Origin of the sequence: Psychrobacter immobilis (assembly GCF_904846225.1) — a bacterium.
GTDB lineage: Bacteria > Pseudomonadota > Gammaproteobacteria > Pseudomonadales > Moraxellaceae > Psychrobacter > Psychrobacter immobilis_F.
Genome location: NZ_CAJGZJ010000003.1, coordinates 34,643 through 47,332, shown reverse-complemented (window position 1 = coordinate 47,332; position 12,690 = coordinate 34,643). Strand labels below are relative to the sequence as shown.

Genomic DNA, 12,690 nt, shown 5'->3' with positions numbered 1-12,690 from the left:
GTTTGACACATAGTTAATAGCCGTAGACTCCGTTTTATATTTTTAGAATGCCTATTTATAACGCTCATAAAATATCTTATAACGCTCATAAAATGTCATTAAAAGCTAATACCATCGAATTTATCAGTGACTATGCTTATAAATAAGGTGATTAAAATAGGGGAAAGACCGAATAAGTATGCCCTTATGATTCATACCTTTATATAGGTCTGACAATACTAACTGAATAGGAGTGATAAAACCTCATAACAAACTCAGTCAATTAGGTGAACAAGACTAAAAACAGTGTTGGTTTCTAGAGGGACACCTGTAACATCGATTTCTATTAAGGCGCTATTATGCGTATAATGCAGGACATAAATACTAAAATTTGTCATTATATAAGAATGCAATATCAGTACTTATGTGGTTTGCAATATTGGTACTTATATAAAGCACCAAATTAAGGGCGAACTCCGCTAAAAAATAGATAAAAACCAAACGCTAAATGAAGATTACTATCGTGCTTTCAATCAAGGTGCCAAAGTTATGTACTCAAGCAATCCAGATGAACAAGTTAGATCCACTATTCAAAATCGCCACGCGCTAAACTTAGAAAGCTCACAAGGTGTTAGAACCGCATTTTTTATCTCAGATGGCACAGCGATTACCGCAGAGACGCTGGGACGGGCTATTTTAAGTCAATTTGCTTCAGTACCGTTTGAGACCCGCGTTTTGCCATATGTCGATAGCTTGGAGCGCGCTGAAGATGCGGTTGAGCAAATCAATATGGCTTATCAACGAGACGGTTTTTTGCCCTTGGTGTTTGATACTATTGTTAACCCTGAGATTCGTGAAAAAATCAATTCTGCTCAAAGTTGTAATCTAGATATGTACGAAGGCTTGATCGGACGTGTTGCCGAAGAGACGGGTGTGGAGCCAGATGGACATTCAGGTCATGCACACGATGATGTAGACTCTGAGACGTATAAAGAACGTATCGATGCGGTTCATTTTGCGTTAGATAATGACGATGGCGCGCGTACTCGTCATTATGATGCGGCAGACATTATTCTCATTGGTGTCTCACGTTCGGGTAAAACGCCGACTTCATTATATCTTGCATTACAGTTTGGTATTCGGGCAGCCAACTATCCTTTGACCGAAGATGATTTGTATGACAATCAATTACCAAAATCATTACGCGACCATAAAGACAAACTGTTTGGTTTGCTGATTGATACTGATCGCTTGGTGAAAATTCGCCAAGAACGCCGCGCGGGCAGTCGTTATTCTAGCTATCAGCAATGTCAGCAAGAGCAGCGTGCGATACAAGGAATTTATATTACTCACGGTATTCCAAGCTTAGATGTGTCTGAGATGTCCGTTGAAGAAATCGCCACTCGTATCTTGCAAAAGACAGGTCTTAAGCGCCGCATTGGTTGATAATGTGTTCGTTCCAAAAACGATAGCTTTAAACATAAATATAATTATTAATACACGTCATTCACTATAATGTCATTATCACATAGAGAAAATTATGAGTGCATCTTATAAGTCGAGTAAGACTCCTTTATTATTGGCCAGCTTATTAAGTATGGCGACTTTACTTAGTGCCTGTCAGACATCGCCTTTTTCGCGTGATCCTGTGCCTGAGCCACGCTATATTCCAACCATCGTATTGGGCGAAGCGCAAACGCTAACGATTATGCCAAATCGTGTTGCTTGTGCCTCAGCATTGCCAATGCAGTGCTTGCTGGCCAAATCAAATAAAGATGGTAGCGTGTTTCAAGTTCCTTATGATTGGATTGATGACTTTAAACCAAGCCTTGGCACAGAGTATGTGATTAGTGCGCGACCACAGATTGATGAAGCCAAGCAAAGCCCTACAGGGTATTGGACATTGCAAAACATAGTGTCACAACGTATGGTAAGCATGCCTTAGTACTTGAGCTTGATATGATGACCCTGACCCACCTATGTATGGGTTCATTCATAGTCTAAATATTAAATCAGTAAAGATAAAGAGGACATGATGGTAAGTAAAAAATCAAGCGATGCGACGAATGATATCGGTGAAGATATTCATACTGAAGTATCAAATAAAGCAAGCGGTCGCGTGCCTAATCCTGAGCACACTGAAGGCCAGAATAAAAAACAAAGGATTGAACAAACCCACGAGCAAGTCACTGATGATGTCATGCATCATCCTGATCTCATTAACCCGCTCGATGATACGCGGATCGATATCAAATCTGGTTTTGCTAAAGACTCAAAACGTCTAAAAAGCGATGATCACGAATACGAATATGATGCGGTTATCTTAGGCGCAGGCCCTGCTGGTGAAGCAGCTGCCATGAAGATGAGTAAATCTGGCAAAAGAGTGGTCGTCATTGATCCGCGTGATCAAGTTGGTGGTAACTGTACACATGTAGGGACAATTCCGAGTAAAGCATTACGCCAATCAGTATTTAACTTGATTAACTTTCGCCGTGATCCGTTGTTTACCAAAGCCATGGATTCTCATCAAGTACCACTCAATAGCGTACTGGCTAATGCCCGCCAAGTGATACGCCGTCAAGTCAGTACCCATACACGTTTTTATGAGCGAAACCGTATTGAAGTTATCCACGGTTGGGCAAGCTTTGTTGATACTCATACTTTGCGTATTGAAGTCGATGAAAATGTTTTTGAAACCATTACCTTTAATAAAGCCATTGTGACGGTCGGTAGCCGCCCATACCGTCCTGACATTCTAGATTTTAATCATCCGCGTGTTTTTGACTCTGATAAAATTCTACAAATGGATTATATTGTCAAAAAAATCATTATTTATGGTGCTGGAGTCATTGGTTGCGAGTATGCGTCTATCTTTACAGGCCTTGGTTATAAAGTAGATTTAATTAATAACCAAGATCAGCTACTCAGCTATCTAGACAGCGAAATCAGTGATGCCATTGCTCATGATTTTAGACAATTTGGTGTGCTTATTCGTAGTAACGAAGAGATCGATTATTTAGAAACTCACGACGATTATGTGGTTTTGCATCTCAAGAGTGGTAAAAAAATCAAATCTGATGCGATTCTTTGGTCAAATGGACGCTCAGGTAATACCGAAGGTCTGAATTTAGAAGCCATTGGTCTCAAGGCAAACAGCCGTGGCCAACTAAAAGTTGACGATTCGTATCGCACTGAGATCGAAAATATTTATGCGGCTGGTGATGTTATCGGTTGGCCATCGCTGGCTTCTGCCGCTTATGACCAAGGGCGCTGTGCTGCCGCCTTTATGGTTGGTGATAGCAATGCTGAGCCAGTATCTAGTGTACCGACCGGTATTTATACGATTCCTGAAGTTTCCTGTATTGGTAAAACAGAGCAAGAGCTGACGGATGAAAAAGTGCCTTATGAAGTGGGACAAGCATTCTTTAAACACCTTGCACGCGCCCAAATCATCGGTGAGCGTAGCGGCGTACTGAAAATATTATTCCACCGTGAGACTTTAGAGATATTGGGTATTCATTGTTACGGTAATCACGCGTCAGAGATTATTCACATTGGGCAAGCGGTGATGAAGTGTAAGAGCAACAATACGCTTGAGTACTTTGTCAATACGACCTTTAACTATCCAACGATGGCGGAAGCTTATCGCGTTGCTGCATTAAATGGTTTGAATCGAATCTTTTAAGTCGTAGCACTTTCAAGCTGTAGCACTTTTAAGCAACATCAAAAGCGTCTGCCATATTAGCAGGTGCTTTTTTTGGTTTGCTTTTTATTGATCAGATTTCTATCAGCATAGTTCGCTTATAGCGGCGCTTCTTTTATATTCAGCTGACTAAAATCCTCTATATAGTTGATCTCCAATAAAACAAGCACACTCATTATAAAGTAGTGCTCGGATAATTTTTTCTTGCTTGCTGTGTCGTTGCTGACAGAGGCTGCGAAAACTTATCCTAGCACTACTGTATTTTTTTTATAGTGAATGGACTCTTCTTTATAACAATGCTTTATTTTGTTTTGTGGAGTGATGCCAGCGTATTAACATAAGCAGAGCGAAGTAAAAAGCCAACAATCCTGCCAATGCATAAAATCCAACTGCAACTTGTGAGACACTGGCGCCCATTTGGTTAAGCTGGACGGATGTATTGATGGCAGGCGTCGTCGGTATGAGCCAGCGGATGATTTGGATGAGCTGTGGAAGTTGATCGGCGGGCCAAGGATAGCCACTGATAAAGAACATCGGCAATGAGCTAAAAATCAAAATTTGCATACTGCGTTCACGCTGACGAAACCAAAGTCCAAGCACACAGCCGAGCGTCGCCACTGTGGGACAAAATAATAATAGAAACAGTAGGCTACCGAGCATGTTTTGTCCACGAGAATAGTGATGCAGCTCAAACGCCCAGCCATAATAAAAGCAGCCAGTTATAAAACCAAACATACTAAGCGCACCAATACGACCAAGCCAGCCGCGGATACTCGTTCTATGACGACGTTGCTCATACCAAGTACCAATCAGCATGGCTGTCGACATCAAAAGCGTCTGTTGCAAAATGAGAATAGACACCGCTGGCACGACATAAGCGCCATAACCTTCTGTTTTATTATACAAAGGAACAATCTTTAATGGCACCGCTTGGGTATTGGCTGCTGCGGTCGCTGAATAGGCGCCTTGAGCCACGTTTTTTTTGATCTCAATACCTGCGGATACCGTACTGACGGCTTTTAAAAATCCCATTTGTACGTTTTTATTTAATAAAAAATAACCGCCGTTGCCAAGAACACTGACGCTCGCTGCCTTTCCAGACAATACTTGCTGCTCAAGCCCACTTGGGATAACCATATAGCCCGCAATTTCATCTGACCAAATGGCTTCTTTAGCCGCTTGCTCATTGAGAAAAAGCTTGGTATCTAACTGCGGGCTGGCACTCGCATAACGAGCAATCGTCCGTGATAGATTGCTATTGTCTTCGTCAATAATGCCAACGGGCACATGATTGACCACTTCCGTTGAATAAGGCCAAGGATAAAAAAATCCATAAATGATGGGGGCAATTATCAATAATAAGAGCACACCTTTATCAGAAAAGATGTCTTTAATGGTCTGTAAAAAACCGCCAAAAACAGTTTGTGACGATACGTTTTCTTTTGAATTTGAATCAGCCGTTTTGGTAGATGAATTGTTTTTTGAGGATAATGACATTAGCGTGCTCCCCAACGTTCAGGATGCGCCAGCGCGCGTTTAGTCAACAAGGCAGTCAACATCATCGCAAGCGTTGTCGCAAGCGTCAGCCCATAAACAATTGGCAATGATACGGCAACAGGCGCTTGCATCTGTAATTGTGCAATATGCAACTTTAGATAATGAGTGAGTGGCAAGGCATCTGACCAATGTTTGGCGCTGTCACTAATGGCGATATAAGGGAAAGTGACACCAGCAAAAGCATAAGAAGGCGCAGAAATAAAGGCAGTAGAAGACAAGCCCATACGTAATGAAAATGAGCCTAAGGTAAAGATTGCACCGAGCCAAAACGATAGCATTATCAGTAGTACTAAGCCGATATAAGTGATGACGAGTGAGCTTATGGCAACGGACTCTTGAGGCGTGGCGAGCCATAACGCCAACATCGCCCAGATACTATAGGCCAATATCGGCCAAAAATATTTGCCCAATAACCCAAATAATAAGACTAAAATACTGACGGGTTCGACCGCTTTACTCATCACTTTATTTTTACCATTCAAGGCATGGCTGTTGTCCGTCTCTAATATTAAATTGTTGTCCATTTTTAATACTGAGCTGTTTTCGGTTTTTAATACTGAGTTGGATTCACTGTGCGTCGGTAAACTAGGATCATCAGTACTGATAAAACGATACCAATGACCAAGATTTTTATCACGCAGCTCACGGCCAATCGTCGTTGCACCGATGACCATTGCCAAAATGTGCAACAAGGCAGGAATGACGGTTGATGCTAAAAACTGTTGATAGTTGGTTGCCGCATTGAATAAGCTGATACGTTGTATTTTAATCGGCGAGTAAGCAATCGCGGCTTGTGACGGTGCCATGCCTTTTTTGACCAAACGCTGTATCTCAACGCCTGCTGACAACGTACCAGCGACGGCCTGTACGCTGGTTTGAATAATGCCTGAATGCGTACCGTACTGAGCGTTCACTTGCAAAATCAATGGCGCTGGCTTGCCAGATAAAATATTGCGAGAAAAATCATTAGGAATAATGACGACAGCATAAATATCACGTTGTAAGATTGCGGCTTCTGCCTCGGCTTCTGAGTAATAAAGCTGTCTTACTTTCAGAGTAGGGCTGGCGTCTAAGTAACGCACAGCAGTGTTGGCAGAAGGGCTATTGTCTTGATCTATGACGCCAATGGGCAAATCTGTCACCTGAGTTTGTGAAAATATCCACCAAACTGTCAATACCGTCATCAACGGTATCCAAACGACCATGCTAAAATCCCAAGTATTATTGGCTAAAAATCGTCGCTCATAGGCAGCACTACGTACAAAAGCCGTACTTAGCTTGGTCAGGCGCATGGCTTACTCTTGGGTCTGAGGAACAATAGTGGGATCAATACGGACAATGACGCTCATACCCGAGCGAATACGTGCGTCAGGATTGGTCGGTCGCGCTTTTACCTCAAAAGTACGTACATCGAAGCCATCATCATTATTGGTTGAACGCCAAGTCGCAAAGTCAGACAGCGTTGACGTGGCATAGACGGTAAACGTCTTGGTATAAGGTTTATTGGCTGATGACAGCGCTGGAATCGTACCAGTAAACTGCTGACCAATAGCAAATTGATTCAAATATGATTCAGTGACGTTAAGCACTACCCATTGGTCATTCGTATTGACCAACGTCAAAAGAGGAACGCCTTGACCGATAACTTCACCAGCACTGACAATGACATTGTCAACGATACCAGCGATAGGACTCTTTAAATTGGCTTCTTCTTTTGCTACTAGTGCTTCTTCCACTTGAGCATCGACCTGTGCGACTTGTGCTGTGGCAGCTGACTTATCTTCACTGCGCGTCCCTTCCATCGCCAAATTGTATTGCAAGCGAGCCGCTTCAGTTTGATCTTGAGTGGCCAGATATTGCGCATACGCCTCGTCGCGCTTTTGCCGTGCCATAAGCCCTTCTTCATAAAGACGATTGACACGCTGATATGTGTTTTCTGCCAAATCAGAGGCGGCTTTATTGGCTTGCCATGCCGCTTTTGCTTGAGCGATCTCTTGCGGGCGAGCGCCGTTTTCGGCTTTATCTAATTGACTTTGTGCCATTTGCTTGCCAGCACGCGCTTGACTGATTTTGGCGTTAATTTCTGGTGAGTCCATTTCAATCAGCTGCTGACCGACTGTCACTGCATCACCTTCTGTCACTAAAATTTGAGCAATACGCCCTGATACTTTTGCGGCGATGGACGTTTGCTGCATTTGCATCTGACCTTGTAAGGTAACGACTTTAGGCTCGCTATCTTGATTACTTTTATAGAGACCATAAGCAATCACAGCCAATACGATCAGAACCAATAATGCGATCATTCCCTTTTTTATGATGGCGGATTTATTCGCTTTTGCTGGCTCGCGCTTATAGTTAGGCACTGCTTGTTCTTGCTTTTGTTCCGTCTCTATACTGTCGATGATAGGCTCAACGGGGGTTCGCTCATTTTGACTGCTATTTGATGACATTGATGGGTCTGAGTCGTTTAATTTGCGTGAGTCGTCTGACCCGTTTGTAGATTCAGTCATGACAGTGAGATTCCTAGAGCAACAAAGTTAAAAGTAAAAGGTTTATGACTAATACATACGAACCGCATAAGGTTTGGCATTTTCTATGGTTTCAGAATTAAAAATAGCGCCAAGGGCGATGATAAATGCCGAATAATAAAGCCATAGCATGATGACCACAGCAGAGGAAAGCGCGCCAAACTCAGCACTGTAGTTATTAAAGTTTTGTACATAAATCGAAAACAGCACAGACAATACAATCCAAAGAATGGTCGCCAGAGCGGCTCCTGGTATTAGTTTTTTCAGTGCGATAGCGTCACGGTTTGGCGCTAGGCGATATAGGCTTAAAAAGCTTAAGAATATGATACCAGCCAATATCGGCCACCGGCTCCAAAGCGCAATCGTCTTAGCGACTTGAGGAAGCGGGAGATAAGTCGCCCCTAAAGGAATGATAGCGATAGAGGAGATTGCTATTATCAATACCACTACCGCCCCAAAGGTTAAACCAAGCGCCCGAATCGTACCCTGTATGAAGCTGCGCTCTTGGGTGATATGAAAGGCGAGATTAATAAGAATGATTAGAGATTTTATACCTTTAGAGCCTGCATAAAGGGCGAGCAAGGTCGATACAATAAGGCTAAAGGTCAGTGCGGATGCGGTATTAGAAAGCAGTTCGCTTAAGCGTGAATTAAGAACTTCATAGACAGTATCGGGTATAAAAGACTGTAAGAGTGAGATCTGTTCTTGCATTTGAACAGGTGAAAATGCGAGACCATAAAGCAGCACAAATACGGCCATTACGGGAAAAATAGATAGAAAACCAAAAAATCCCACGCTGGCACAATGCGCCCAAATATTAGAGCGATTGGCGATACGCCACGTGTCTATTAAGGAAGGTAGCCAATTTGCCAATTTAAAAGTCATTTTTTTCATAAAACGTTTATTCACAATAGTATTAGTAATAATATGGTTATTAGCAGCTACATGATAATCACTACAAATGCTCGTCAACCTACCCAATGATTTTTAATATAAAATCATTATTTAGTATACAAAGTTGGCAATCGAATGTCGGCAGCATTGAGGTAAGCGTTGAAAGCGAGGGGCGTACCGCAGCTTTGCATCAGAGCTGCCAGTGATTGTACATAGCTATTTGCCGCTTGAGCTTGTTCGGTACGCGCCTTGAGAGACTGTGTCTGTGCTTGCACCACATCGATAGGCGTATTCAAGCCCTCTTGTAGTCCCAATTGACGTAAACGCAAGACCTCAGCGGCCAAATCTACATTACTTTGCAGGGCCTGATAACGTGATTGAGCGTTATTGACATCGTGCCAGTTTTTTTCGACCAATAATAATAGATTGTCGCTGACTTCAATTTCAGACAAATCGGCTTGGCGTATTTTGGCATTACTCGAGGCCAGTAGTGCGGTTTTATCGAGGCCGCCCCACAGTTTCCAGCTGGCAGAAACACCCGCTACCCAACTGGGATCTTTTTCGACTTGTCCATAACCATATAGCATAACAGTAGGCTTGTAGCCTGTATCTGATAGCGCATGTAGCTGCTCAGCCTGTGCACGTTTGGCAGCGACTTTTTGTAAGCCCGGATGATTGCTGAGTGCTAAATTCTGAAAGTAATTTACATCGGGTAAAGGGCGGCTCGAGACAAATAAAGGCGTCGTGGGTTTGATACGGTAATCGGTACGCAATAAACGCTGTAAAGCCATCATAGCAAGACGCGCATCATTATTTGCATTTACCGATTCGCTTTTTGCATCGGCAAGTGCAGATTGTGCTTCTAGGCGATCAACACGCGAGATAAAACCTTCTTCAAAAAGCCGCTGTGCCATGTGGTCGGTCTGCTGCAACGTATCATATGCATCTTCACGTAAGTAGGCGGCAATGATGGCCAGTTGTGCCTTAAAGTACCGCTCAATTAAAGTATTATAAAGCTCGTTTGTATCCAATAAACTGTTTGCTACGGCTTCTTGAGTACGGGCATTGGAAGCACCTGTTAATGCGGCTGTGCGTCCAGCGGTATAGATTGGCCATACCACACCAAGACCTGCACCAGTCGTTGAACCTGAACGCTTTAATTCGTATGAATCAGGGATACGCTCACCAATCAATTCACCAAAATTTGGTAACTCGGGTAGCGGGGGAATAGACGGCACAATGTTGCCAGCACTACCATTCACATCATTAATAATCCCATTTTTGATCGTCGATAAATCAATATCTGCATCTACATTGTAGGCGTTGGCTGATACTTGTGCGAACACCAAAGGGTAATCTATGGTCTTGAGCGCATCGGTTTGATATTCACTGGCGGCAATCGCTGCTTGATTGGCAGCAATTTTTGGAGAAACTTTCAACAAGATATTTTGAGCTTGCTCAAGGCTTAACAGGCTAGACACTTCTAATGGATAACTGTTATTAATGCTTTTATGAGTGATAGGATCGATAAGCGTCGTCAAACCAGTCTGCTGCTGAGGGTTATGAAGGTTATCTTGTTTAATATTGTCGGCAGCAGTTGTTCTCTCATTTTGAGCGTTACTCTGATTATCTGCATCAATAATTTGCGTCACGGCGACAGGCGTTATGTCATTTTGCAATTCGCTATTATTTTCTTGAGCGTGCGTAGACGTCGTTAAAGCCATGAGTGTAACCGTCATCACAGCAGTAGACCGCGTCGATAAAGCAAGTTTCATAATTCACATAAGCCATTAATTGGAAAGCAAGGGTTTTTAGAGCAGCATCTAGCGTTAAAAGTATCAAAAATAATAACCGTTATAGCTCGTTATGCGAGAGCAATATTATAGATGATTAACAAGAACTAGAATTTTGTTACTAGTAATAAGGCGTACACTGTAGTACCACAAAGGTGACGGGTCAATACTCAGTATTTGCTTGTTTTGCATTGAATGAGCGGTAATTTTATGTTATGCGTTCCGATATAAGACAGATGATAGTATCCACTATTAATCAATAATAGACGGTTATCAAGTGCGAAGCGCTATGATGATTAAAGATTCTTAGGTTTGATGGATTACCTATGACACCGTTTATAAACCATAGATAATAGTGACCTGTGCTATATTTCAGTATTATATATGGTTTATATTATTGAGAGATACCATTGTTCGCAGTAATCGTTTTAGATGCTTAGATGAACAAATGAAGTGCAATCTCAATCAGCAGATAAAAAAGACTTAGGGCGCTATTCATAAATAGATGGTTATGAAACGCAAATGACATAAGATGGGATGTGAGTGATGGCAGGATATATTTTGGCTTTAGACCAAGGCACAACGTCGAGTCGAGCGATATTGTACGATGATCGTGCTCGTCCGATAAAAATGGCACAACAGCCGACGACGCTAAAAACGCCCCAAGCTGATTTTGTCGAACAAGACGCCAGACAAATTTGGCAGACGCAGATCAGTTGTGCGCATGATGTTATTAATCAGGCAGGGCTACTCGCCACCGATGTCACCAGTATTGCGATTACCAATCAGCGTGAGTCTATTGTCGTTTGGGATAAGCAAACAGGCAAGCCCTTAGCTCCTGCAATCATTTGGCAAGACAGACGTACCGCGAGCTACTGTAAAAAATTTGCTATGGAGCGTGCCAGCAGTCTAGCCAATGGCAAGCAGGATGACATGGCAAGCGAAGTGCAGCGTATCACAGGATTACGCTTGGATCCGTATTTTAGCGCGAGCAAAATAGCTTGGTTGCTAGAGCATAACCCTAAATGGCGGGCGCGTATCGATAAAGGGGAAATCGCTTTTGGTACGATAGACAGTTGGCTCATATACAATTTGACAGGCGGCGAGCATGTGATTGATGTGACCAATGCATCTCGCACCTTATTGTATGACATTCATAAAATGGCGTGGTCAGAGGCGCTGTGTGAGCGTTTTGCGATACCCATGAATATCTTACCCAAAGTTTTACCGTCCGATGGTGACTTTGGTAAAACCAAAAAAGGGCTGTTTGCCAAACAAATCCCGATTCATGCGGTATTAGGCGACCAGCAGGCATCGCTTTTTGGCCAAGGTTGCCTTGATGTGGGCATGGCAAAAAACACTTATGGTACGGGTTGTTTTATGCTAATGAATATCGGTAAAGAACCCAAGCTCAGTGAGCACAAACTACTGACTACCATCGCTTGGCAAAGAAAGTCGGTATCGTCTCGTCCAGAAAACCTATCGTTTGATAAAATTGTACAGTCAGGCCGACGCATGCTACAGCCACCCAAAAAAGAAGTGACTTATGCTTTGGAGGGCAGTGTGTTTATGGCAGGCGCCATTGTCCAATGGCTGCGTGATAATTTGGGTATGATTCAACAAAGCGGTGAAGTCGAGGATTTAGCACGGCAAGTCGATGATAGTGGCGAGGTGGTATTGTTGCCTGCATTCACAGGGCTTGGCGCGCCTTATTGGCGCTCGGATATCAGCGCGAGTATTACAGGAATGAGCCGTGGTACGACCAAAGCGCATATTGCCCGAGCAGCTTTAGAGGCCGTTGCTTACCAGACTTATGACGTACTAATCGCTATGCAAAAAGACAGCCCTCATCCACTCACAGAATTAAGAGTAGATGGCGGTGCGGCGAACAACGATTTACTGATGCAGTTTCAAGCAGACTTGCTCAATGTGCCAGTACTGCGTCCGAGAGATACCGAAGTCACTGCAAAGGGAGCCGCGTTACTTGCTGGTTTAAAGTCAGGTCTATACGATGAAACAACCCTACAATCCTCATGGCAAGTTGATCGAATTTTTGAACCTACGATGTCTGCTGATAGGCGTGAAAAGCACCTTGATAAGTGGCAACGAGCCATTGATAGAGCGCTGAGAACGACATAAAAGCTGGAGAAAATTCGCCTGAATATTATGATAACTCAATTAAAAATTACCTAAAGTATCCGCCTATCTCACAAAATTTTCAGAAAGATACAGGTTG

Annotated in this window: 9 protein-coding genes; 4 read left to right on the top strand and 5 right to left on the bottom strand. The window is 43.0% G+C overall.

The features are described 5' to 3' along the window. Positions 1-528: 528 nt before the first annotated feature. The 3 genes from JMX48_RS03130 to sthA all read left to right on the top strand — a co-directional run bounded on the left by JMX48_RS03130 (position 529) and on the right by sthA (position 3,664). Positions 529-1,425, top strand: coding sequence for a pyruvate, water dikinase regulatory protein (locus JMX48_RS03130; protein ID WP_227687874.1), 897 nt, complete (start codon positions 529-531; stop codon positions 1,423-1,425). 94 nt (positions 1,426-1,519) lie between these two features. Beyond that, positions 1,520-1,924 carry a DUF4377 domain-containing protein gene (locus tag JMX48_RS03125; protein ID WP_201534212.1) on the top strand — a complete coding sequence of 135 codons (405 nt, stop codon included), beginning with the start codon at positions 1,520-1,522 and terminating at the stop codon, positions 1,922-1,924. A 90-nt stretch (positions 1,925-2,014) separates the two neighbouring features. After that, entirely contained in the window at positions 2,015-3,664 is a 1,650-nt protein-coding gene (sthA, locus tag JMX48_RS03120; protein ID WP_227687873.1) for a Si-specific NAD(P)(+) transhydrogenase, read from the top strand. Positions 3,665-3,970: 306 nt separating this feature from the next. Here sthA and JMX48_RS03115 read toward each other — a convergent pair whose 3' ends face one another. The 5 genes from JMX48_RS03115 to JMX48_RS03095 form a co-directional block, all read right to left on the bottom strand. Then, complete coding sequence (locus JMX48_RS03115; protein ID WP_201534210.1) at positions 3,971-5,179, bottom strand: ABC transporter permease; 1,209 nt, start codon at positions 5,177-5,179, stop codon at positions 3,971-3,973. Further along, positions 5,179-6,531 (bottom strand): ABC transporter permease, encoded by a 1,353-nt coding sequence (locus JMX48_RS03110; RefSeq protein ID WP_201534207.1) that lies wholly within the window; start codon positions 6,529-6,531, stop codon positions 5,179-5,181. Before JMX48_RS03110 ends, JMX48_RS03115 begins: the two co-directional genes overlap by 1 nt. A 3-nt stretch (positions 6,532-6,534) precedes the next feature. Beyond that, on the bottom strand, positions 6,535-7,749 hold the full coding sequence (locus JMX48_RS03105; RefSeq protein WP_201534204.1) for an HlyD family secretion protein: 1,215 nt from the start codon (positions 7,747-7,749) through the stop codon (positions 6,535-6,537). A 48-nt stretch (positions 7,750-7,797) separates the two neighbouring features. Further along, the gene (locus JMX48_RS03100; RefSeq protein ID WP_201534201.1) at positions 7,798-8,661 is read right to left on the bottom strand and encodes a YihY/virulence factor BrkB family protein; all 864 of its coding nucleotides are present in this window, start codon (positions 8,659-8,661) and stop codon (positions 7,798-7,800) included. Between the two features lie 107 nt (positions 8,662-8,768). After that, positions 8,769-10,436: a TolC family protein gene (locus tag JMX48_RS03095; protein WP_201534198.1), complete on the bottom strand. Its 1,668-nt coding sequence runs from the start codon at positions 10,434-10,436 to the stop codon at positions 8,769-8,771. A gap of 564 nt (positions 10,437-11,000) precedes the next feature. Between JMX48_RS03095 and glpK the strand changes: the two genes are divergently transcribed. Beyond that, on the top strand, positions 11,001-12,593 hold the full coding sequence (glpK, locus tag JMX48_RS03090) for a glycerol kinase GlpK (RefSeq protein ID WP_201534196.1): 1,593 nt from the start codon (positions 11,001-11,003) through the stop codon (positions 12,591-12,593). Positions 12,594-12,690: the final 97 nt, after the last annotated feature.